The following is a 23,074-nucleotide window of genomic DNA, read 5'->3' as shown; positions in this document are numbered from 1 at the left end:
CCATGCACGATCTCGAACTGACTGAAGAACAAGTGATGATCCGCGACATGGCCCGGGATTTTGCCCGCGGCGAGATCGCGCCCCATGCCCAGGCCTGGGAAAAGGCCGGCTGGATCGACGACGCCCTGGTGGCGAAGATGGGCGAGCTGGGCTTGCTCGGCATGGTCGTGCCTGAGGCATGGGGCGGCACTTACGTCGATTACGTCGCCTATGCGCTGGCCGTCGAGGAAATCTCCGCCGGTGACGGCGCGACCGGTGCGTTCATGAGCATTCACAACTCGGTCGGCTGCGGCCCGGTGCTCAACTACGGCAGTGACGAACAGAAGCAGACCTGGCTGGCCGATCTGGCCAGCGGGCAAACCATCGGTTGCTTCTGCCTGACCGAACCCCAGGCCGGCTCTGAAGCGCACAACCTGCGCACCCGCGCCGAACTGCGCGACGGCCAATGGGTGATCAACGGCGCCAAGCAATTTGTCAGCAACGGCAAACGGGCGAAACTGGCGATCGTGTTTGCGGTGACCGACCCGGATTTGGGCAAGAAAGGCCTTTCGGCGTTTCTGGTGCCGACCGATACGCCGGGTTTCATCGTCGATCGCACCGAACACAAAATGGGCATTCGCGCTTCCGACACCTGCGCGGTGACGCTGAACAACTGCAGCATCCCCGAGGCCAACCTGCTCGGCGAGCGTGGCAAAGGCCTGGCCATTGCCCTGTCCAACCTTGAAGGCGGACGCATCGGCATCGCGGCACAGGCATTGGGCATTGCCCGGGCGGCGTTTGAAGCGGCGCTGGCCTATTCGAAGGATCGCGTGCAATTCGACAAGCCAATCATCGAGCACCAGAGCATTGCCAATCTGCTCGCTGACATGCACATGCAGATCAATGCCGCGCGGTTGCTGATCCTGCATGCAGCGCGGCTGCGCACGGCGGGCAAACCGTGCTTGTCCGAGGCATCACAGGCCAAGCTGTTTGCCTCGGAAATGGCTGAGAAAGTGTGTTCGTCGGCGATTCAGATTCATGGCGGCTATGGCTACCTGGAGGATTACCCGGTCGAGAAATACTACCGCGATGCGCGCATTACCCAGATTTATGAAGGGTCGAGCGAGATACAGCGGATGGTGATTGCGCGGGATCTGAAGAACTACCAGTTGTGATGGTGTCGCCCCCCTTCCCCTCACCCCAGCCCTCTCCCCAGGGAGAGGGAGCAGACCGAGTCGGTTACAGATTCAGCGACAACCTTTCAGGTAGGGGTAATTCGCCAATATCGCGCGGTCAGTCCCCTCTCCCCAGGGAGAGGGAGCAGACCGAGTCGGTTACGGATTCAGCGACAAACTTTCAGGTCGACGTAATTCGCCAATATCGCGCGGTCAGTCCCCTCTCCCCAGGGAGAGGGAGCAGACCCAGTCGGTTACGGATTCAGCGACAACCTTTCAGGTCGGCGTAATTCGCCAATATCGCCCGGTCAGTCCCCTCTCCCCAGGGAGAGGGAGCAGACCGAGTCGGTTACGAATTCAGCGACAACCTTTCAGGTCGGCGTAATTCGCCAATATCGCGCGGTCAGTCCCCTCTCCCTCCGGGAGAGGGCTAGGGTGAGGGGCTTTTGAGGGTTTCACACATTATTCCTGCCCCGAACGCCGAATCGCCCTCACCCCCAACGCCGCCAGATCACTTTCCCCCTCGCCCAACGCCACCGCATCCAGCAAGTTATCGCGCAACACGCTGGCCACCGGCAACGGCACATGATTCGGCTCGCCGGCCTTCAGCGCCAGGCCAACATCCTTCAAACCCAGACGCAAGGTAAACCCAGCCCCCTCCGTCTCCCGCGCGGCGATCTTCGGTCCGTAGACCTTATAGGCCGGTGCCGCGAACAGCGTGTTGGTAATGAACTCGACGAAATCGCTATTGCCCACGCCATAACTCTGGGTCAACGCCATTGCTTCGCCGGTGGCTTCGATGGCGCTGATCAGCATCATGTTGGTGGCGATCTTGAGGATGGCGGCGTTGACCGGGTCTTCACCCATCGGCCAGGTTTTCTGACCCATCACATCCAGCAGTGCTAGTGAGTGGGCCTTTAAAAGCTTCGCGAGCAGGCTCGCTCCCACACTGGACGGTGGAGCTCCCTGTGGGAGCGAGCCTGCTCGCGAAAGCGCCAGCCCGGACAGCCCATCACTTGCCCTGGAATGCAGCCTCACGCTTGGCAATAAACGCCGCCATCCCTTCCTTCTGATCCTGCGTCGCAAACGCCGCATGGAACACCCGGCGCTCGAAACGCACGCCCTCCGTCAGGTTGACCTCGAACGCGCGGTTGACGCTCTCCTTGATCATCATCGCAATCGGCAGCGATTTGCCGGCGATCACTGCTGCGACTTTCAGCGCCTCATCAAGCAGTTCATCACTCGGCACGATTCGCGCGACGATGCCGCAGCGCTCGGCTTCCACCGCGTCGATCATGCGCCCGCTCAGGCACATTTCCATGGCCTTGGCCTTGCCCACCGCGCGGGTCAGGCGCTGGGTGCCGCCCATGCCTGGCAGCACGCCGAGGTTGATCTCCGGCTGGCCGAATCTGGCATTGTCGCCAGCCAGAATGAAGTCGCACATCAGCGCCAGTTCACAGCCGCCGCCAAGGGCGAAACCGTTGACAGCGGCGATGATCGGCTTGCGCCGGTTGGCGACGCGATCGCTGTCGCTGAAGAGATCGTCCATGTAGATCTGCGGATAGGTCAGCTCGGCCATTTCCTTGATGTCGGCGCCGGCGGCAAAGGCTTTTTTCGAGCCGGTGAGGACGATGCAGCCGATGTGCACATCGGCTTCCAGCGTATCGAGGGCGTGGTTCACTTCGCTGACCAGTTGCGCGTTCAGCGCATTCAGCGCCTGCGGCCGGTTGAGGGTGATCAGGCCGACGCGGTCGCGGGTTTCCAGCAGAATCGTTTCGTAAGTCATGAAGAAAATTCCTTGTCAGAGATTGCGCGAAATAACCATGCGCTGAATGTCGCTGGTGCCTTCGTAGATCTGGCAGACGCGCACGTCGCGGTAGATGCGTTCCAGCGGGAAGTCGTTGAGGTAACCGTAACCGCCGAGGGTTTGCAAGGCCATGGAGCAGACCTTCTCGGCCATTTCCGAGGCGAACAGCTTGGCCATCGACGCCTCGACCAGCGCCGGCTGGCCGCTGTCACGCAAGGCCGCTGCGTAATGCACCATTTGCCGGGCGACGGCAATTTGCGTGGCCATGTCCGCCAGGCGGAATGCCACGGCCTGATGCTCGATGATTGGCTTGCCGAAGGTGTCACGCTCGCGGGCGTAATCACGGGCGGCCTCGAAGGCGGCACGGGCCATGCCGACGGCTTGCGAGGCGATGCCGACGCGGCCGCCTTCGAGGTTGGCCAGGGCGATCCTGTAGCCCTCGCCCTCCTCGCCGAGGCGGTTGGCGACCGGCACTTTCACATCTTCGAAGAGGATCTGGCAGGTGTCGGTGGCGTGTTGGCCGAGCTTGTCTTCGACCCGCGCAACCTTGTAGCCAAGCGAGTCGGTCGGCACGATAAACGCGCTGATCCCGCGTTTGCCGGCGCTCGGGTCGGTCACGGCAAACACGATCACGACACCGGCGTTCTGCCCGGAGGTGATGAACTGTTTGCAGCCATTCAACACGTAGTGATCGCCTTCCAGCCGCGCGCGGGTCTTCAGGCTGCTGGCGTCGGAACCGGCCTGCGGTTCGGTCAATGCAAAGGCACCGAGCATGGCGCCGCTGGCCAGCGGTTTGAGGAAGCGCTCGCGCTGGTCGTCATTGCCGAACTTGAGAATCGGCACGCAGCCGACCGAGTTGTGCACGCTCATGATCGTCGAGCAGGCACCGTCGCCGGCGGCGATTTCTTCCAGGGCCATGGCGTAGGCCAGATAGCCGGTGTCACAACCGCCCCACTGCTCCGGTACGAGCATGCCGAAGAAGCCCAGTCCGGCCATCTCGGCGATGGCTTCCTTGGGGAAACGGTGCTCGCGATCCCACTCGGCAGCGAACGGTTTGAGCCGCTCCTCGGCAAACTGCCGGGCCATGTCGCGGATCTGATGTTGGTCTTCGTTGGGGATCATGGTGATTCCTTCAAATCTGGGTACGACATAGAACTCTGTGGGAGCGAGCCTGCTCGCGAAAGCGGTGTGTCAGTCACGCATGTTCCGGCTGAAACGACGTTTTCGCGGGCAGGCTCGCTCCCACAGTTGATCGGGGATGCCTTCAGTAAACGCACTCCACAGCCATGGCCGTGGCTTCGCCGCCGCCAATGCAGATGGCTGCAATCCCGCGTTTGAGCTGTTTCTGCCGCAGTGCCGCCAGCAGCGTCACCAGAATCCGCGCGCCCGAGGCGCCGATCGGGTGACCCAGCGCACAGGCGCCGCCATGCACGTTGAGCTTGTCGTGGGGAATCTCCAGATGCGTCATCGCCGCCATGCCGACCACCGCGAACGCTTCGTTGACTTCAAACAGATCCACCTGATCCAGTGCCCAGCCGGTTTTCTTCACCAGTTTCTTGATCGCGCCAATCGGTGCGGTGGGAAACAGGCCCGGGGTGTCGGCAAACGCCGAATGGCCGTGAATCACCGCCAGCGGCTTGAGGCCCAGTTGCTGCGCGTGGGATTGGCGCATCAGCACCAGTGCCGCCGCGCCGTCGGAGATTGAGCTGGAGTTGGCCGCCGTGACCGTGCCGCCTTCGCGGAACGCCGGTTTCAGCGAGCCGACCTTGTCGAGTTTGGCTTTCGGCGGTTGCTCGTCGTTACTGATCACCACCTGTTCTTTGCCGACGGTGACGGTCAGCGGGACGATTTCGTCCTGGAAGCTGCCGTCCTTGATCGCCTGTTGTGCGCGGGTGGTCGAGGCGATGGCGAAAGCGTCCTGCGCTTCGCGGCTAAAGCCGTTGGTCTCGGCGCAATCCTCGGCGAAGGTACCCATCAGCCGGCCCTTGTCGTAGGCGTCTTCGAGGCCGTCGAGGAACATCGAATCGAGCACGCGGCCATGGCCCATGCGATAACCGGCGCGGGCACGATCGAGCAGGTACGGCGAGTTGGACATGCTTTCCATGCCACCGGCAATCACCACATCGGCACTGCCAGCGAGCAGCATGTCGTGGGCCATGATGGTGGTCTGCATGCCCGAGCCGCACATCTTGTTGACCGTGGTGCAGCGCGTCGATTTATCCAGCCCGGCGCCCAGCGCAGCCTGGCGTGCCGGCGCTTGGCCGAGGCCCGCCGGCAGTACGCAGCCGAACAGCACTTCATCAACCGCATCACTGGCGACACCGGCGCGTTCGACCGCCGCCTTGATTGCCGCCGCGCCAAGTTGCGGTGCAGTGAGGCTTTTCAGTTCGCCCTGAAAGCCGCCCATCGGTGTGCGGACGGCGCTGACGATAACAATCGGATCGTTGGACATAGTCATGACGGATTCCTCTTTACTTGGCGGCCATACGCAAGGCGCCGTCGAGACGGATCACCTCGCCGTTGAGCATGCTGTTTTCAATGATGTGGCGTACCAGCGCGGCATATTCGGCGGGCTTGCCCAGACGCGGGGGAAACGGCACGCCGGCGGCCAATGAGTCGCGCACTTCCGGGGTCATGCCGGCCATCATCGGCGTTTCGAAGATGCCCGGTGCGATGGTCATCACGCGAATGCCGAAGCGCGCCAGTTCGCGGGCGGCGGGCAGGGTCAGGCTGGCGATCGCACCTTTCGACGCCGAGTACGCAGCCTGGCCGATCTGGCCATCGAATGCTGCGACCGAGGCAGTGTTGATGATCACCCCCCGCTCGCCGTCAGCATTGGCTTCGCTCTCGGCAATGGCCGCCGCGGCCAGACGCAGCATGTTGAAGCTGCCGATCAGGTTGACGTTGATCACTTGGGCAAAACTGCTCAGGGCGTGCGGGCCGTTCTTGCCGAGGATCTTCTCGCCGCGAACGATGCCGGCGCAGTTGATCAGGCCGTTGAGGCTGCCAAATGCGGCTATGGTCGCCTGCACAGCAGCTTCGGCGGCGGCTTCGTTGCTGATATCGGCGACGACGCTCTGCGCACCGAGGCGCTCGGCCTGAGCGGCGACGGCTTCGGCGTTCATGTCGACCAGCATGACTTTTGCGCCGGCACTGACCAGCAATTCAGCGCTGGCAGCACCGAGGCCTGACGCGCCGCCGGTGACGATAAAAACCTTGTTCTCGATCTGCATGACAGTGTTTCCTTGGATTCAAGCTGAAACGTTGTGCGCCGCGGCCTCTTGAGCCTTGGCGATTTCCTGGTTGCGCAAGATAAAGCGCTGCAATTTGCCGCTCGGGGTCTTGGGCAATTCGCTGACAAATTCGATTTCACGCGGGTACGAATGCGCGGCCAGACGCTTGCGCACATGTTGGCGCAGCTCTTCGGCCAACTCCGGCGCGGCGCGGTACTGCGCACTCAGCACGACGAAGGCTTTGACCAGTTCGGTGCGTTCCGGGTCGGGCTTGCCGACGACCGCCGCTTCGACCACGGCCGGGTGTTCGATCAGCGCACTTTCCACATCGAACGGGCCGACGCGGTAGCCCGAGGTGGTGATCACGTCATCGCTGCGGCCGACGAAGCTGATGCTGCCGTCGGGGTTCCATTCGACGGTGTCGCCGCTCAGGTAGTAGTCGCCGACGAAGGCCTTGGTCGGCGCGCCTTCGTAGCCACCGAACCAGCACATCGGCGATTTCGCCCGGTCGATGGCGAGAATGCCGGGCTGGCCGACGCCCAGCTCGTTGTACTGCTCATCGAGCACGACGATGCGGTGGCCGGGCGAAGCGAAACCGGCAGCGCCAACATGGACGGGGTGCCCGAGGCCGTGATGGTTGCACAGCACCATGCCCAGTTCGGTCTGGCCGTAGTGGTCGTGGATGACCACGTCGAGGTTGTCAGCGAACCAGCGGATCACTTCCGGATTCAGCGGTTCACCGGCGCTGCTGACGATGCGCAGCTTGCCCTTGATCGATCTGGCGAACTCCTCTCCCCCGGCAATCAGCAGGCGATAGGCAGTGGGCGAGCCGGTGAGGTTGCTGATGGCGTATTTGTTGATCACCCGGCAGGTGCTTTCGAGGGTGAACGGGCCATCGTAGAAGGTGATCGGGTGACCCAGCGCCAACGGCCCGGTCACACCGAAATAAATGCCATAGGCCCAGCCCGGATCAGCGACGTTCCAGAACGCATCTTCAGGACGCAGGTCCACCGCATCGCGGGTGTAGCTCTGGAACGCGACGATCGCTTTGAGCGGCACCGACAGCGCTTTCGCCGGCCCCGTAGTGCCTGAAGTGAACATCAGCAGGAACGGGTCTTCACCGGTCAGCAGCACCGGTGCGCAGACATTGGGATAGTTGCTCAGCTCGGCCCAGAAACTGAAATCACCACGGACAATGCCCTGACCTTTCACGCCGCCAACCGTGATGATGGTCGGGCATGCGCTGACTTCATTGAGCTTTGGCCGATTGACCGCATCGGTCACCACAACCTTCGCCCCGGAACTGTTCAAGCGATGTTCAAGGGCTTTGGGACCGAACGCGGTGAACAGCGGCTGATACACCGCGCCGATGCGCCAGGTGGCAAGAACGGTGACCAGTAATTCGACGTTGCGTGGCAGCAGCCCGGCGACTTTATCGCCCTTTTGCACGCCTTGGGCGAGAAGGAAATTGGCAAAACGCGCGGCTTTGTCTTGCAGGTCAGTGAAGGTGTAGGTCGCGCTACTGCCGTCGCGACCTTCCCAGAACAAGGCAATGCGACCGGGCAAGGCGTGGCGGTCGCAACACTCGACGCAGGCATTGAGCGCCGCCAGCGTGCCGCTGAGCGACGCATTGACGATGTGCTGATAATCGAACTGTTGCGTGGCAGACAAGTAATCGCGCATTGCCAGAATCCCTCGGTGTTTTTATTAGGCTGGGAACCGTAAACAACACAGGGATAGTCGCGCCGTGCGGGACCTGGGGCAATGGTCAAAATTATCAAAGTGGCTGACTGGTTTGGCCAACGGATTGGCGCCGCATCCCCTGTAGGAGCTGACGAGTGCAACGAGGCTGCGATCTGTTGATCTTGATTTTCACCATCAAGATCAAAAGATCGCAGCCTTCGGCAGCTCCTACGGGGGAACGCATTTCAAAGTGTGGGAGCGAGCCTGCTCGCGAAGGCGTCGGGTCAGACAACCTCATTCAGGATCAGCGTGCGGTAATGCCCCGGGTTCGACCCGGACCACTTGCGAAACGCCTTGTAGAACGAGCTGGCATCAGCAAAGCCCAGTCGGGTGGCGATCTCGACAAAACTGATCGAAGGCTCTGCCAGCCAGGTGATTGCCAGTTCCTTGCGCACACTGTCCTTGAGCCCCTGATAAGTCTGCCCTTCCTCGGCCAGACGCCGGCGCAACGTCGAGGCGGACATGCACAGTTGCTGGGCCAAGGCCTCGGTTTCCGGCCACTGCTCGGCGGGCAGTTGCCGCAGATCCTGCTTGATCCGGCTCGCCAGGCTGTCCGGGTCGCGGTACTTGACCAGAATGTTCGCCGGCGCCTGGGCGAGAAAGCGCTTCAGCTCTTCGGCGCTGCGCTTGACCGGCAGGTCGAGGCAGTCGGCGGAAAAAATCATCCGCGTACGCGGACGTTCGAAACGCAGGTTCTCCGAAAACATCACCCGGTAGTCGTCGGTGAAATCCGGTTCGGCGCAGCGCAGTTCGATCGCCAGAATCGGAATCCGCCGCCCGGCCAGCCAGCACGCTACGCCGTGCACGATCATCCAGTAAGTGAAATAGGTGAACGCACGGCGCGGTTCGGCATCGTCTTCGAGCAGGACGATTTCGGCGAGGCTCTGCTGATGCACCAGTTGCGCCGGCAGGCGTTCGAGCATCAGCGAAAGGAAATTCAGGCCGGTGTCCAGCGCTGCCGCCAGCGTCGGTTGCGCCATGGCGCTGCGACACAGGAATGCCAGGCTGCCGGACTTGAGCTTGCGCGGGTCCATGCCGAAGAACTCGTCATCACCGCGCCGGGCCAACAGGCGCCAGAGTTTGGCGTATTGCGAGGCCGGCACCCTGCCCGCGTCGGATGCCAACAGAGCCGGAGCGATGCCGACCTTGCTCAACGCCTCATCCGTGGCCGCGCCCGGAGCACAACTCTGCAGCAGTGCTTCGCGCACCAGTGGAATGGCAATGGTGTCTTTGTCCGCCATGGAGCGAGGTAAGCCTTGTTGTTTTTTGGGTGATGGGCATCTTAACCCAGCCTCTCTGACCCAATACAAATCCCTTGTAGGAGTGAGCCTGCTCGCGATAGCGGTCTATCAGTCACATCTCCTTGGCTGACAGACCGCTATCGCGAGCAGGCTCACTCCTACAGGGTTGCGTGTTTCGTTCAGCTGAGGTTCAGCTAAATGTCAATGAATGCCATTTGGGAATGAGTGTCATTATGTTACAACTTAGCCACCTAACTAAATCGCTGTGGCTACCAAATGCTCGTTCCCTTTTTGATCATGTTGCGCGAAGGCATCGAGGCCGCGCTCATCGTCGGCATCATTGCCAGTTACCTGCAACAGACCGGCCGCGGTCAGTGGATGCCCGCCGTATGGATCGGCGTTTTCCTCGCTGCCGCCCTCGCCCTGCTGGTCGGTGGTGGCCTGGAACTGGTCAGTGCCGAATTCCCGCAGAAGCAGCAGGAGCTGTTCGAGGGCGTGGTTGGCCTGGTCGCGGTGGGCATTCTCAGTTCGATGGTGTTCTGGATGCGCAAGGTCGCGCGGTCGATCAAGCATTCGCTGCAAGCCTCACTGGACCAGGCGCTGACGGCGTCCCGGCATCAGGTGATTGCGCTGATTGCCATGGTCTTTTTCGCTGTCGCTCGCGAAGGCCTGGAAACGGTGTTTTTCCTGCTTGCGGTGTTCCAGCAGAGCGAGGGCCCGGGCGCGCCGATTGGCGCCCTGCTCGGCCTGATCCTGGCGGTGATCGTCGGTTTCCTGATCTACAGCGGCAGCATGCGCCTGAATCTGTCGGCGTTCTTCAAGTGGACCGGTTTGTTCATCCTCGTGGTCGCAGCCGGGATCCTCGCCAACTCGGTGCAGGCGCTGCATGAAGCCGGGTTGTGGAATCACCTGCAAACGGTGCTGTTCGACTTCAGCGCGACGCTACCGATGGACGGCCCGCTGGGCTCGGTGCTGGCCGGCATGTTCGGTTATCAGGATGCGCCGACCGTCAGCACCCTCGGCGCTTACCTGATTTATCTGCTGCTGGCGCTGGTGATGTTTTTTATGCCCGCGCCGCGCCAAGCGCCGTCAACGACTTCCGTTTCCAGCCAATAAGGCCACCCATGTCTGACAATCAAATCCCTCAGGCCTCGCCGCCGCGTGCCTTGCGTTGGGCGCTGGCCGGCTCGGTAGTGCTGATGATCGGCGCCGGCGGGCTGTTCTGGTACGCCTCGAACATGGCCGCCGCCAAGCGTCAGCACAACCACGACGAAATCGTCGTCAACATCCACCCGCACAGTTGCGAGCCGAATGCGCTGACCGTGCCGGCCGGCCGCGCCAGTTTCCGCATCGTCAACCGCTCCGAGCGTGCGGTCGAGTGGGAAATTCTCGACGGTGTGCTGGTGGTCGAAGAACGGGAAAACATCGCGCCAGGGCTGAGCCAGGTGATCAACGCCAACCTGCAACCGGGCGACTACGCGATCACCTGCGGCTTGCTCAGTAACCCGCGCGGCACTTTGCACGTGACGCCGACGGCCGCTTCCGACGCCGCCGCCAAGGCCAAACCGTCGATGGTGGCGTTCGTCGGGCCGTTGTCGGAATTTCGCGTGTATCTGGCCGTTCAGGGCAGTGCCTTGATCAAAGCGGTGACAGCCCTGGATCAGGCTATAGCCAGTGGCGATCTTGCTCAGGCGCAAGCCGCGTACCTGCCGGCGCGTGCTGCTTATCAGCGTCTGGCGCCGGCGGCGCAGCGTCTGGCCGAGCTGGACAATCACATCAATGCCCGCGCGGATTATTTCGAAAAGCGCGAGCAGGATCCGGGCTTTGTCGGTTTCCATCGACTCGAATATGCCCTGTTCCAGCAGCGCACACTCGACGACGTTGCGCCGATTGCCCAGCGCCTGCTCGCTGACGTCACCACGCTCAAGCAGCAGTTGCTCGCGCAGTCGCTGCCGCCGGAGCAACTGGTGAGCATCGTCATGCGCAACCTCAACAGCCTCGCCGACGTGCGTGCTGGGAGCGGCGAAGAAGAACGCTACAGCCACAGCGATCTCAACGGTTTCGCCGCCAACGGGCAAACCGCGCACAAAGTCGTCGACCTGTTGCGGCCGATGCTGAGCAAATCCGCGGCAGATGTGTTGGCGAAAGTCGACCAGGCGTTGGGCGACTTTGACAGCCAGCTCGACGCACTGAAATCCGCCGACGGCTACGTCAGTTACGACGCCGTGACCTCCGCGCAACGCCAGCAGATCGCCGCCAAAGCCAAGGCTCTGGCCACGGCACTGGATGGCATCGACCCCGCCCTCGGCCTTTCCGGCCTGTAAGCAGAAGACCACCCGATGAACGATTCAGAACCTCTCAACCTGCAACGGCGCCGCGTGCTGATGGGCATGGGCGCCGCCGGTGTCGCCCTCGCCGGATCAGCCCTGAGCTGCCCGGCCATGGCCGCAGCGCCGGCACAAGTCACCGAAGCGCCGAGCAGCGACAAGACCGAAGACCGCCACGATTTCCACGGCGTGCACCAGACCGGCATCGTGACCCCGCGCCCGGCCTCGGGCATGCTGGTGGCGTTCGATGTGCTGGCGACCGATCGCGAAGATCTCGAGCGACTGTTCCGCACACTGAACGAACGCATCGCGTTTTTGATGAAGGGCGGCCCGGTGGCGCAGATTGATCCGAAACTGCCGCCGCCGGATTCCGGCATCCTCGGCCCGGTGGTCACCCCGGACAACCTGACCATCACTGTGTCCGTCGGTGATTCGCTGTTCGACGAGCGCTTCGGTCTGGCAGCGGCGAAACCCAAGCGCCTGCAACGCATGGTCGGTTTCCCCAACGATGCGCTGGATGCCGATTGCTGCCATGGCGACCTGAGCCTGCAGTTCTGCGCCAACACCGCCGACACCAACATTCACGCCCTGCGCGACATCGTCAAGAACCTCCCCGATCTGCTGCTGGTGCGCTGGAAACAGGAAGGCAGCGTACCGCCGCAAGCCCCGGCCAAACCCGGCGTACCGGCGCAGTCGGCGCGCAACTTCCTGGGTTTTCGCGATGGCTCGGCCAACCCCGATTCCAACGACGCCAAGGCCATGGACCGCATCGTCTGGGTGCAACCGGGCAGTGATGAGCCGGCGTGGGCTGCCCATGGCAGTTATCAAGCGGTGCGCATCATCCGCAACTTTGTCGAACGCTGGGATCGCACGCCTTTGCAGGAGCAGGAAAGCATTCTCGGCCGGGTCAAGAGCAGCGGCGCGCCCATCGGTGGCCACACGGAAAGCGAAGTGCCGGATTACAGCAAGGATCCGGCCGGCAAGCTGACCAGACTCGACGCGCACATTCGGCTGGCCAATCCGCGCACCGCCGCGACCCAGGCCAACCTCATCCTGCGCCGACCTTTCAACTATTCCAACGGCGTCAACAAGAACGGTCAGCTCGACATGGGCCTGCTGTTCATCTGCTACCAGGCCGACCTGGAACAAGGCTTTATCACCGTGCAGACCCGCCTCAACGGCGAGCCGCTCGAGGAATACCTCAAACCGGTCGGCGGCGGTTACTTCTTCACCCTGCCCGGCGTCACCGGCGATGACGACTTCATCGGTCGCTCGTTACTGGCTGCCACATCCCACAACAAAACCGCATGACACCCAACCGACACTGGAGCCGCCCCATGAAAAAGACGCCACTCGCGTTATTGCTGACCCTTGGTTTGCTCAACACCCCGCTGTCGGCGTTCGCCGCGACTGCGCCGCTGGATCTGGTGGGGCCGGTGTCGGACTACAAGATTTACGTCACGGAGAAGCTCGATGAGCTGGCCAGCCACACTCAGCAGTTCACCGACGCGGTGAAGAAAGGCGATCTCGCCACCGCGCAGAAGCTCTACGCGCCGACGCGGGTTTATTACGAGTCGATAGAGCCGATTGCAGAACTGTTCAGCGATCTCGATGCGTCCATCGACTCGCGGGTCGATGATCACGAGAAAGGCGTGAAGGCTGAAGATTTCACCGGTTTCCACCGGATCGAATATTCGCTGTTCGCGGAGAAATCCACCCAGGGTCTGGATGCACTGGCCGACGGTTTGAACAAAGACGTGCAGGACCTGCAAACCCGTGTCGCCGGCCTGACCTTCCCGCCGGAGAAAGTCGTCGGTGGCGCTGCTGCGCTACTGGAAGAAGTCGCGGCGACGAAGGTGTCCGGCGAGGAAGATCGCTACAGCCACACTGACCTGTACGACTTCCAGGGCAATATCGACGGCGCGAAGAAGATCGTCGATCTGTTCCGTTCGCAGGTCGAACAGCAGGACAAGGCATTTGTAGCGAAAGTCGACAAGAACTTCGCCACGGTCGACAAGATCCTCGCCAAGTACAAGACCGCGGATGGCGGCTTTGAAACCTACGACAAAGTGAAGGACAACGACCGTAAGGCGCTGGTCGGGCCGGTGAATACATTGGCGGAGGATTTGTCGATGATGCGCGGGAAGTTGGGTCTGAACTGAATCTTCAGCGCCTGTCAGGGCCCTATCGCGAGCAGGCTCACTCCTACAATTGGAATGCGTTCCCCTGCAGGAGTGAGCCTGCTCGCGATAGCGGTTTTCGCCACACTACAAATACCAAACCCTAGAGAATCCGATAGAGCAACCGCTCAATCCTCACCCGACTCACCCGCTTGAGAAACTTCGCCACCCCTGCCGGGTAATCCGGCAGTGTCTCCAGGGTCTGGAAGCTGTCGATCCGCGTGGTATGGCGGAAGATGTTCTCCAGCTCTTTCGCCCGGGGCTCCAGCCATTCGCCTTGCGGATCATCGATCAGCAGCGCGTTTTCCAGATCCAGGCGGAACGCCCGCGGATTGAGGTTGTTGCCGGTCAGCAAGGTGTAGCGCTGATCGATCCACATGCCCTTGAGGTGATAAGTGTTGTCGCCATCGCGCCACAAATGCAGGTTCAGCTGGCCGCTGTCGATGCTGTGCTGGTGGCGTTTGGCGAAGCGGCGCAGGCTGATCTCGTACAGATACGGCAGCGCGGCGATCACCTTGAACGGCTCGCTCGGCGGAATGTAGAAGTCATTGGCGGTCTTGTCGCCGACCACGATATCGATCTTCACGCCGCGGGCCAGCGCACGGTTGATCTCGCGGATCACACCCAGCGGCAGGTTGAAGTACGGCGTGCAGATGGTCAGCTGCTTTTGTGCGCTGGCGATCAGTTCGAGGATCGCCCGGTTCAGCGGATTGTTCTTGCCGACGCCGAGCAGTGGCGTGACCGACAGCCCTTCTCTGCTGGTGCTGCCGGCGCCGGTATCGTAGGTCGCGTACTTGAGGCGACTGCGCAGGTCGCCGATGTCGTTGCGCAGGCTGCGCGTGCTCGGCAGGTTCGGCAGGTCGAGGCGATGCACGGCTTTCGATTCGATCAGGCCATGCTTGACCAGATGATGCATCGAATCCGCGAGCTCGCGACTGTGCAGCACGTGGTAACGGTCGAAGCGGTATTTGTCGAGTTTGTGCAGGTAGACATTGTTCAGGCTGGCGCCGCTGTAGACCACGTTGTCATCGATGACGAAGCCTTTGAGGTGCAGCACGCCGAACAGCTCGCGGGTCTGCACCGGCACGCCGTAGATCGGCACTTCGCTCTGATGCGTGCGGGTCATGTCCTGATACCAGGCAGCGTTGCCAGGCTGCTTGCCCGCGCCGATCAGACCGCGCTGGGCGCGCAACCAGTCAACCACGACGGCAATTTCCAGCTCGGGACGCTTGAGTTTGGCAGCGTGCAGGGCATCGAGGATTTCCTGGCCGGCTTCGTCCTGCTGCAAATACAGCGCGACGATGTAGATGCGCTGGGTCGCTGCGGCGATTTGCTCGAGCAGGCAGCGTCGGAATTCGGCAGCACTGGACAGAATGCTCACCGCCTCGGCGGTCAGCGCGAAGCTGCGCAGTTTGGGCAGCAGAGAACGTTTGAAAAGCAACGGCATAAGGCTCGCAAGGTTCGATTCCGAAGAGTTTGAGAGCTTACACCATCGTCTGCGCCGGGTCTTGTCAGTGTCGGTTGAAATGCATTCCCCTGTGGGAGCGAGCCTGCTCGCGAAAGCGATTTCACAGACGCAATACATATCCCCTTGACCAAGGAGAACATCCGTTCTACTGTTCGCCACATGAACGAATCAATCAGCAGCGACACACGCGACATCATTCTGGATGTCACCGAAAAGTTGATCTACAAAAGTGGCATCGCTGCCACCAGCATGGATCTCCTGGTGAAAACCGCCGGCGTCTCCAGAAAAAGCATCTACCGTTACTTTGCCGACAAGGACGCGCTGGTGGTCGCGGCCCTTCAGCGACGCGACATACGCTGGATGAGCTGGTTCAGAAACGCTGTCGACCAAGCTGCAACCCCGGCCGAGCGCCTGATCAACCTGTTTACCGTGCTCAAGGGCTGGTTCGACTCGGATGGCTTTCGCGGCTGTGCCTTTATCAACACCAGCGGCGAAACCGGCGATCCCCAGGATCCGGTGCGGCTGGTGGCGAAAGAACACAAACAGAAGCTGCTCGACTACGTGTGCGAGCTGTGTACCGAATATGGCGCCGAGGATCCGCAACTGCAGGCCAGACAGTTGCTGGTTCTGATTGAAGGCGCCATTACCGTAGCGCTTGTGATGGGTGATCACAGTGCCGCCGATAATGCGCAATGCATGGCGCGAAAGTTATTGGGCCTGTAACGCTTAACAAGCCGGACTTGTTGTTCATACATTAAATGAATCAGGAGATTGAACATGTCGACTGCAGCCCAGGTACGTCCGCCATTGCCCCCGTTCAACCACGCTTCAGCCATCGAAAAAGTGCGCCTTGCCGAAGATGGCTGGAACACCCGCGATCCGGAAAAGGTTTCGCTCGCCTATACCCTCGATACCAAATGGCGCAATCGCGCCGAGTTCGCCAACAACCGCGAAGAGGCCAAGGCATTCCTCACCCGCAAGTGGGCGAAGGAGCTGGATTATCGTTTGATCAAAGAACTCTGGGCCTACTCCGATACCCGTATCGCCGTACGTTATGCCTATGAATGGCACGACGATTCCGGCAACTGGTTCCGTTCGTACGGCAACGAAAACTGGGAGTTCGATGACAACGGCCTGATGTTCCAGCGCTACGCCTGCATCAATGACATGCCGATCAAGGAAAGCGAACGCAAATTCCACTGGCCGCTGGGCCCCCGGCCGGATGACCATCCGGGCCTGAGTGAACTCGGCCTCTAAAGCCTACCCCGATTCAATGTAGGAGTGAGCCTGCTCGCGATAGCGGTATGTCTGTGACGTCTTCACGTCTGACAAACCGCCATCGCGAGCAGGCTCACTCCTACAATGGTTTTGCGGTGAATATTGATTTTGAGTACGGCACCGCATCTGTTGGAGCGAGCCTGCTCGCGAATAGGCCCTGCGGCTCGCCGCAACAGTTGGATACAGGTAACATGACTGCCCTCCCCGCAGCTCACGTTCTGCGCCTTGCCGAATAAGCCGACTCCATGCCTTTCGAACTCAGCGTTGACCTCACCACTTTGGCCATTCTGGCTGCCGTTGCCTTCCTTGCCGGTTTCATCGATGCCATCGCGGGTGGTGGCGGTCTGTTGACCACGCCGGCGCTGCTGACGGCGGGCCTGCCGCCGCATCTGGTGCTGGGCACCAACAAGCTGAGTTCGACCTTCGGCTCGGCAACCGCCAGCTTCACCTTCTACAGACGCAAACTGTTTCATCCGCGACAGTGGACCCACGCGATAGTCGGCACTCTGGTCGGCGCGCTCACGGGTGCGGTGGTTGCGCATTACCTGCCGGCCGAATGGCTGAACAAGATGCTGCCGGTGATCGTATTCGCTTGTGGCGTGTATCTGTTGTTTGGCGGCACGCCGAAAGCGCCGCTGGACAGCGACGCACCGATCAAAAAGAAATGGCAGTCGACCCAAGGCTTCAGCCTCGGCTTCTATGATGGCGTGGCGGGTCCCGGCACGGGCGCGTTCTGGACAGTGAGCAGTCTGCTGCTGTACCCGATCGATCTGGTCAAGGCCAGCGGCGTAGCGCGGAGCATGAACTTTGTCAGCAACATCGCGGCGCTGTCGGTGTTCATTTTCTCCGGTCAGGTCGACTGGATCATCGGCTTGTGCATGGGCCTGTCGGTGATGGTCGGGGCCTTTTTTGGCGCACGCACGGCAATCAGCGGCGGCGCCAAATTCATTCGTCCGGTATTCATCACCGTGGTGCTTGGCCTGACCGTGCGCCTAGCCTGGCAGCACTGGTTCAGCGTGGCCTAAGCGCCGCGCCACGTAGACATCGATCAAGTAACGGGCTATCGAACGTGACGCCGGCAACGGCGGCAGTTCATGGACGTTGAACCACTGGGCGTCTTCGATCTCGTCTTCCTGACAGACAATCTCGCCACCGGCGTATTCGGCATGGAAGCCGAGCATCATCGAATGCGGGAACGGCCAGCACTGGCTGCCGATGTACTGGATGTTCTTCACTTCGATCTGCACTTCTTCGCGCACTTCACGAATCAGACAATCCTCAGCCGACTCCCCCGGCTCGGCGAAACCGGCCAAGGTGCTGTAAACCCCCGTGACGAAGCGCGGCGAGCGCGCCAAGAGGATTTCGTCGCCACGGGTGATCAGCACGATCATGCTCGGTGAAATGCGCGGATAGCTGCGCAGATCGCACGGCTGGCAATACATCGCCCGCTCGCGCGGCACCTGCGTCATCGGCTGGCCGCAGTTGCCGCAGAAGCGATGCTCGCGCGCCCAAGTGCCGATCTGCGCGGCATAACCGAGGACTTTGTACAGCGTGTGATCGCCCTCGAGCATGAACGCTCGCAGGCCTTTCCAGCCGCAACCCGGTACATCGCTGACACTGCGCAACTCCAGCAGATACACCGGTTCGCCGTCGAGATGACCAATGCCGTGCTCGGCAAGGACCGCAAGGTCCTGGCGCTTGAGCCATTCGCGCGGGAACAGCGCGCCGTTGTCATCGAACAGAAAGCCTTCCGGGCTGCGCGCCACGGCCCAGCCGCCGGGTTGATCGGTGTCGAGTACTGCAGTGGTCCAGCGAGAGATCATGGTTAACTCAATCCAGAAATTCGGGTTTCTGTTTGCTCATGTGGGCGGCCATGGCCACGCGCAGATCGGTGGATTGCAACATGGCGGCGTTCCAGGTGGCAACGTATTCGAGACCGTCGTCAATGCGATGGTCGCGCATGTAGCTGATCATTTCCTTGGTGCCGGTCACGGCAATCGGCGACTTGGCAGCGATGTCGCGGGCAATCTCGAACACGCCTTCGAGCAACGTGTCCTTGTCGCTGTAGACGCGATTGACCAGGCCCATGCTGCGCGCTTCCTCGGCGCCAAAGGTGCGACCGGTGTAAGCCAGTTCGCGCAGCATGCCGTCTCCGATGATTCGCGGCAACCGTTGCAACGTGCCGACGTCAGCGGCCATGCCGATATCGATTTCCTTGATCGAGAACTGCGCGTCCTCAGCCGCGTAACGCATATCGCAAGCGGCAATCAGATCGATCGCCCCACCCAGGCAGTAGCCCTGAATGGCGGCCAGCACCGGTTTGCGGCAATTGTCGACGGCGTTGAACGAAGCCTGCAGGTTGAGGATCTTGCGCCGCAGCAGGCGTGCATTGCGGCCCACGTCCTTGCCCAGTTCATTGGCCACGCCAGCCAGCATCATCAGGTCGATGCCGGAAGAAAAATGTTTGCCGTTGCCACTCAGCACCACCACACGCACTTCGTCGGTGTCGTCGATCCAATGGAAGATCTCGACGATCTCGCTCCAGAACGCCGCGTTCATCGCGTTGATCTTTTCCGGACGATTGATCTGCACATGGGCGATGTTATCGGCCAGTTCGACGCTGAAGGCGGAGTATTGAGTCATGGCAGTGATCCTTTACCGGGCTGGAAAATAAGGCCCGAACTATAACAAGGCAATGGGGTGGCGGTTCGGCCAAATGCGGGACTGCCTGGCGCACTGATTCTGTAGGAGCTGCCGAAGGCTGCGATCTTTTGGGACGCAGAGCGTCCCGGGCTGCATTCCCACGCAGAGCGTGGGAACGATCAAGATCAAAAGATCGCAGCCTTCGGCAGCTCCTACACAGGTACGCCTCAGATCGAGGGTTTCAACCCCAGCCTGTACAACGAGCCATTCTCGTCATCTGTCAGCACATACAAATAGCCATCCGGTCCCTGGCGCACATCACGGATGCGCTGATTCAACTCACCCAGCAGACGCTCCTCATGCACGACCTTGTCGCCATCGAACTGCAGGCGAATCAGTTCCTGAGACACCAATGCGCCAATAAACGCGTTGTGCTGCCAAGGCTTGAAGCGATCGGCATCGTAAAACGCCATGCCCGTAACACCGGGCGACTTCTCCCAGACGTGATGCGGCGCGACTGTTCCTTCGGCAGTTTTACCCTTCGCCTCAGGAATCGGCTGCATCGAGTAATTGATACCGTGGGTCGCCAACGGCCAGCCGTAGTTTTTACCGCGCTCGATGATGTTCACTTCATCGCCGCCACGGGGCCCGTGCTCGTTCTCCCACAACGTACCGGTCCACGGATTGAGCGCCGCGCCCTGAGGGTTGCGCAGCCCGTACGACCAGATTTCCGGCCGAACCCCGGATTGGCCAACGAACGGGTTATCGTCCGGCACCTTGCCGTCGGGGAAGATGCGTACGACCTTGCCCTGCAGCTTGTCGAGATCCTGCGCGGTCGGGCGATCATTGTTTTCACCCAGGGTGATAAACAGATACCCGTCGCGATCGAACACCAGGCGCGAACCGAAATGGTTGCTCACCGACAATTTCGGTTCCTGACGAAAGATCACGTTGAAGTCTTTCAAGGTCTTCAGGTCATCGGAAAGTCGTCCGCGCCCTACCGCGGTGCCGGCCTTGCCGCCCTCGCCACCGCCCTCTGCGTAGGACAGGTAGACCATGCGGTCCTGCTTGAAGTCCGGCGACAGCACCACATCGAGCAGACCGCCCTGCCCTTTGGCCCAGACTTGTGGCACGCCGCTGATCGGCTCCGACAATTTGCCGTCCTTGCTCACGACGCGCAGACGGCCCGGCCGTTCGGTGACCAGCATGCCTTTCTGATCGGGCAGGAACGCCAGCGCCCACGGATGTTCCAGGCCCTGGGCAATGGTGCTGACTTCAAGGATGCCCTGTTCGCTTTTCAGCTCTTTGGGCGCGGCGGCGAACGCCGGGGCACTGATCAGCGCGGCGGCGCAGCAGGTGGCTAGAAGGGTTTTACGCAACATGCACGATTCCTTATGTTCGTGTGAAGGGCTGACAGAACCTCAGTCCTGCCGGTCAACGGTTGCTGCCGGTGCCCCGTGAGGGCGGGTTGGGAATGAAGGTCGGCGGATTGCTCGGTACCGAGCGAATCGGCTGGCCGTTGCCGATGCCGCGATTTTCCACGGTCGGCTGACGCGGTACCGGAACGGTGTTCGGCCCGCGAAGGGGTGGAGCGCTGGGCTGGGTGCCCTGCATGCTGTTGGGATTGGCCCGGCGGATCGGGCTGTTGTAGGGATTGTTGCTATTGCCGGTGGGGCTTTGCGCCAGCACGACGTCGGCATGAACCAGACCGCCACTGAGGGCCAGGACGGCGATGCCAATCAGAAACCGGTTCATGAGAAATGCCTCTCGATGTGCGTGGACTAGAGCCTTGGAGCCCACGCTACGCCGTGGGTTCGGATTTGTTAACCCTTGCGCCTTAAACAACATGTAACACGGCTTGACCGTAACCCTGGCAGCCCGCGCAATCACTGGAAACTTTCTCGCCGCGCCACGGGTCACCTGATCATCACTCGGAGGACAGGTCATGGCTCGGGCAATCTGGAAAGGCGCAATCAGTTTTGGACTGGTACACATCCCCGTGGCGCTGGTTTCAGCGACGTCGTCCCAAGGCGTGGACTTCGACTGGCTCGACAGCCGCAGCATGGACCCGGTGGGCTATAAACGCATCAACAAGGTCACCGGCAAGGAAGTCACCAAGGAAAACATCGTCAAAGGCGTGGCTTACGAAAAGGGCCGGTACGTGGTGCTCAGCGAGGAAGAGATCCGTTCCGCGCACCCCGTTTCGACGCAGACCATCGACATCTTCTCGTTCGTCGACGCCGAGCAGATTCCGCTGCAGAACATCGACACGCCCTACTACCTGGCGCCGGACAAACGCGGCGGCAAGGTGTACGCGTTGCTGCGCGAAACCCTGAGCAAAACCAACAAGGTCGCCCTCGCCCGCGTCGTCCTGCACACCCGCCAATACCTGGCGGCGCTGATGCCGCTGGAGTCGGCGCTGGTTCTGGTCAAGCTGCGCTGGCCGCAGGAAGTACGCGGCCTCGATGAGCTGGCCCTGGGCAGTGAAGTGACCAAACCGCAACTGGCCAAGGGTGAGCTGGACATGGCCAAACGTCTGGTTGAAGACATGACCGCGGAGTGGACGCCGGAGGATTACAAGGACGAGTTCGAAGACAAGATCATGGCGCTGGTCGAGAAGAAAGCCCACGAAGGCAAGATCGAGGATGTCGAGACCGCCACTGGCGAAGAGGAGCGCAAGACGGCCGATGTTATCGACCTGACCGAGCTGCTCAAACGCAGTCTTGGTGGCAAGGCCCCGGCCAAGCCGAAGGCCAAATCAACCAGCAAGGCGGCGCCGGCGAAGAAGACTCGGAAGGCGTCTGGGGAATAATGGGTGAATCAGGAAGAAGCGATTTGAATGTCAGGGCCAATCGCGAGCAGGCTCACTCCTACAGTTTGGAATGCGTTGCCCTGTAGGAGTGAGCCTGCTCGCGATAGCGCCAATCAGCCCAACTACAAAAGTCAGATCAGAATAAAGATTGCCAGCAACGCGGCAAAAATCGCCCACTTCTCCAGGTAATACCGCGTGCGATTGCGCTTCTTCAGCTCTTTGCCGCGCAAGCGGATCTTGTAGATTTTGGTAAACAAGCGGTTGATGCCACCGGTCTTGTCCCCCGCATCATTCGGCGCGCCCGCCGCCGACATCACCGTGCGGCTGAACCAGCGATTGAACGCAGCGGCCCAGCGGTATTTCAACGGCCGCTCGATATCACAGAACAGAATGATACGGTTCTGATCCGTGGTGTTTTCTGCGTAATGGATAAACGTTTCGTCGAACATCACCGCTTCACCATCGCGCCAGTGATAGTTCTCACCGTCGACGTTGATGTAGCAGCCAGGATCGTTCGGCGTATCCAGCCCCAGGTGATAGCGATAGGAACCCGCATACGGATCGCGATGGCGCACCAGCTTCGAGCCCGGCGGCAGCTCGGCAAACATGGCCGCCTTGATCGAGCCGATGCTTTGCACCAGTTCGGTGGTGCGCGGGCACAGCTTCATTGCCGACGGGTGACTGTCGCCATACCACTTCAGATAAAAGCGCTTCCAGCCAGTCTTGAAGAAGGAGTTGAAGCCGACATCGTCATACTGGTTCGAGCGCTTGATCTCGCCGGCACGCAGCAGGTTCTGGCCTTCCTCGCGAATCTCTTGCCAATGGGCCTGCAACGGGCTCAGATCGGGAAAATCCGCCGGGTTCAGATACGGCTTGTTCGGCATTCTCGAAAAGAGGTACAGGAAGCAGTTGATCGGCGCGAGAAACGTCGAGTGGTCACTCAATTGCCGGCCCAGCTTGTGGCGCACGCGTCCACGCAGGTGAACGTAAGCAATGGAGATGACATAAACAGCGGCAATGATGAGTTTCACGGAAAAGGGTCACACGTCAAAAGTGAACAAACTGCGCGCGTGGCGGCCTTGGGGCCCAGCGTCTTATGCAGCGGTCTTGATGCACAGGGCGCGTCCTTGGCCCGCGCCGTTTCCGGGCGCTCGGTGAAAGGGTGGCATTTTAGCCACACTTTGTAAC

The 23,074-nt window shown here is 61.0% G+C and carries 22 protein-coding genes; 9 read left to right on the top strand and 13 right to left on the bottom strand.

What is annotated here, in order from left to right; all coding sequences use genetic code 11:
- Window positions 1-2 precede the first annotated feature (2 nt).
- On the top strand, window positions 3-1,154 hold the full coding sequence (locus tag AEQ63_RS06650; protein ID WP_042609944.1) for an acyl-CoA dehydrogenase family protein: 1,152 nt from the start codon (window positions 3-5) through the stop codon (window positions 1,152-1,154).
- Window positions 1,155-1,616: 462 nt separating this feature from the next.
- On the opposite strand, the gene AEQ63_RS06645 is transcribed toward AEQ63_RS06650, so the two are convergent.
- The 7 genes from AEQ63_RS06645 to AEQ63_RS06615 all read right to left on the bottom strand — a co-directional run bounded on the left by AEQ63_RS06645 (window position 1,617) and on the right by AEQ63_RS06615 (window position 9,178).
- The gene (locus AEQ63_RS06645; protein WP_064362303.1) at window positions 1,617-2,042 is read right to left on the bottom strand and encodes an NAD-binding protein; all 426 of its coding nucleotides are present in this window, start codon (window positions 2,040-2,042) and stop codon (window positions 1,617-1,619) included.
- A 124-nt stretch (window positions 2,043-2,166) separates the two neighbouring features.
- Window positions 2,167-2,940, bottom strand: a complete 774-nt coding sequence (locus AEQ63_RS06640) for an enoyl-CoA hydratase (RefSeq protein WP_064362300.1) — start codon at window positions 2,938-2,940, stop codon at window positions 2,167-2,169.
- A gap of 15 nt (window positions 2,941-2,955) precedes the next feature.
- On the bottom strand, window positions 2,956-4,083 hold the full coding sequence (locus AEQ63_RS06635) for an acyl-CoA dehydrogenase (RefSeq protein ID WP_064362299.1): 1,128 nt from the start codon (window positions 4,081-4,083) through the stop codon (window positions 2,956-2,958).
- Window positions 4,084-4,225: 142 nt separating this feature from the next.
- Complete coding sequence (locus tag AEQ63_RS06630; RefSeq protein WP_064362297.1) at window positions 4,226-5,419, bottom strand: acetyl-CoA C-acyltransferase; 1,194 nt, start codon at window positions 5,417-5,419, stop codon at window positions 4,226-4,228.
- 13 nt (window positions 5,420-5,432) lie between these two features.
- Window positions 5,433-6,194, bottom strand: a complete 762-nt coding sequence (locus AEQ63_RS06625) for an SDR family NAD(P)-dependent oxidoreductase (RefSeq protein ID WP_064362295.1) — start codon at window positions 6,192-6,194, stop codon at window positions 5,433-5,435.
- Window positions 6,195-6,212: 18 nt separating this feature from the next.
- A complete protein-coding gene (locus AEQ63_RS06620) occupies window positions 6,213-7,877 on the bottom strand; it encodes an AMP-binding protein (RefSeq protein ID WP_064362293.1) in 1,665 nt (554 codons plus the stop codon).
- Between the two features lie 284 nt (window positions 7,878-8,161).
- Window positions 8,162-9,178 carry an AraC family transcriptional regulator gene (locus AEQ63_RS06615; protein ID WP_042609938.1) on the bottom strand — a complete coding sequence of 339 codons (1,017 nt, stop codon included), beginning with the start codon at window positions 9,176-9,178 and terminating at the stop codon, window positions 8,162-8,164.
- A gap of 276 nt (window positions 9,179-9,454) precedes the next feature.
- Between AEQ63_RS06615 and efeU the strand changes: the two genes are divergently transcribed.
- The 4 genes from efeU to efeO (AEQ63_RS06595) are packed head-to-tail and all read left to right on the top strand — an operon-like array spanning window position 9,455 to window position 13,667.
- Entirely contained in the window at window positions 9,455-10,294 is an 840-nt protein-coding gene (gene efeU, locus AEQ63_RS06610; RefSeq protein ID WP_042609937.1) for an iron uptake transporter permease EfeU, read from the top strand.
- A gap of 8 nt (window positions 10,295-10,302) precedes the next feature.
- Window positions 10,303-11,502 (top strand): iron uptake system protein EfeO, encoded by a 1,200-nt coding sequence (gene efeO, locus AEQ63_RS06605; RefSeq protein ID WP_064362291.1) that lies wholly within the window; start codon window positions 10,303-10,305, stop codon window positions 11,500-11,502.
- A gap of 15 nt (window positions 11,503-11,517) precedes the next feature.
- Window positions 11,518-12,816, top strand: coding sequence for an iron uptake transporter deferrochelatase/peroxidase subunit (gene efeB / locus AEQ63_RS06600; protein ID WP_042609935.1), 1,299 nt, complete (start codon window positions 11,518-11,520; stop codon window positions 12,814-12,816).
- Between the two features lie 26 nt (window positions 12,817-12,842).
- On the top strand, window positions 12,843-13,667 hold the full coding sequence (efeO, locus tag AEQ63_RS06595; RefSeq protein WP_064362289.1) for an iron uptake system protein EfeO: 825 nt from the start codon (window positions 12,843-12,845) through the stop codon (window positions 13,665-13,667).
- Between the two features lie 121 nt (window positions 13,668-13,788).
- Here the strand turns inward: efeO (AEQ63_RS06595) and pssA are convergent, their stop codons facing one another.
- Window positions 13,789-15,132: a CDP-diacylglycerol--serine O-phosphatidyltransferase gene (gene pssA / locus AEQ63_RS06590; protein WP_042609933.1), complete on the bottom strand. Its 1,344-nt coding sequence runs from the start codon at window positions 15,130-15,132 to the stop codon at window positions 13,789-13,791.
- Between the two features lie 180 nt (window positions 15,133-15,312).
- On the opposite strand from pssA, the gene AEQ63_RS06585 reads away from it, so the two are divergent.
- From AEQ63_RS06585 to AEQ63_RS06575, 3 genes are all read left to right on the top strand, one after another.
- The gene (locus AEQ63_RS06585; protein ID WP_064362288.1) at window positions 15,313-15,876 is read left to right on the top strand and encodes a TetR/AcrR family transcriptional regulator; all 564 of its coding nucleotides are present in this window, start codon (window positions 15,313-15,315) and stop codon (window positions 15,874-15,876) included.
- A 54-nt stretch (window positions 15,877-15,930) separates the two neighbouring features.
- Entirely contained in the window at window positions 15,931-16,410 is a 480-nt protein-coding gene (locus AEQ63_RS06580; RefSeq protein ID WP_064362286.1) for a nuclear transport factor 2 family protein, read from the top strand.
- A gap of 266 nt (window positions 16,411-16,676) precedes the next feature.
- Window positions 16,677-17,456: a TSUP family transporter gene (locus tag AEQ63_RS06575; protein WP_042609931.1), complete on the top strand. Its 780-nt coding sequence runs from the start codon at window positions 16,677-16,679 to the stop codon at window positions 17,454-17,456.
- On the opposite strand, the gene nudC is transcribed toward AEQ63_RS06575, so the two are convergent.
- From nudC to AEQ63_RS06555, 4 genes are all read right to left on the bottom strand, one after another.
- Window positions 17,424-18,254: an NAD(+) diphosphatase gene (gene nudC, locus AEQ63_RS06570; protein ID WP_064362285.1), complete on the bottom strand. Its 831-nt coding sequence runs from the start codon at window positions 18,252-18,254 to the stop codon at window positions 17,424-17,426. The two genes, AEQ63_RS06575 and nudC, sit on opposite strands and share 33 nt — an antisense overlap.
- 7 nt (window positions 18,255-18,261) lie before the next feature.
- Window positions 18,262-19,074: a crotonase/enoyl-CoA hydratase family protein gene (locus AEQ63_RS06565; protein WP_042609929.1), complete on the bottom strand. Its 813-nt coding sequence runs from the start codon at window positions 19,072-19,074 to the stop codon at window positions 18,262-18,264.
- 227 nt (window positions 19,075-19,301) lie between these two features.
- Window positions 19,302-20,456 (bottom strand): PQQ-dependent sugar dehydrogenase, encoded by a 1,155-nt coding sequence (locus AEQ63_RS06560; protein WP_042609928.1) that lies wholly within the window; start codon window positions 20,454-20,456, stop codon window positions 19,302-19,304.
- A gap of 52 nt (window positions 20,457-20,508) precedes the next feature.
- A complete protein-coding gene (locus tag AEQ63_RS06555; RefSeq protein ID WP_042609927.1) occupies window positions 20,509-20,829 on the bottom strand; it encodes a hypothetical protein in 321 nt (106 codons plus the stop codon).
- Between the two features lie 190 nt (window positions 20,830-21,019).
- On the opposite strand from AEQ63_RS06555, the gene ku reads away from it, so the two are divergent.
- Window positions 21,020-21,886: a non-homologous end joining protein Ku gene (ku, locus tag AEQ63_RS06550; protein ID WP_064362283.1), complete on the top strand. Its 867-nt coding sequence runs from the start codon at window positions 21,020-21,022 to the stop codon at window positions 21,884-21,886.
- A 131-nt stretch (window positions 21,887-22,017) separates the two neighbouring features.
- Here ku and lpxO read toward each other — a convergent pair whose 3' ends face one another.
- A complete protein-coding gene (gene lpxO / locus AEQ63_RS06545) occupies window positions 22,018-22,917 on the bottom strand; it encodes a lipid A hydroxylase LpxO (protein ID WP_064362281.1) in 900 nt (299 codons plus the stop codon).
- Window positions 22,918-23,074: the final 157 nt, after the last annotated feature.

Source organism: Pseudomonas sp. RIT-PI-o (assembly GCF_001297215.1).
Lineage (GTDB): Bacteria > Pseudomonadota > Gammaproteobacteria > Pseudomonadales > Pseudomonadaceae > Aquipseudomonas > Aquipseudomonas moraviensis_A.
Note: the sequence above shows the minus strand (reverse complement) of the source record. Positions and strands in the feature narration are given on the sequence as shown.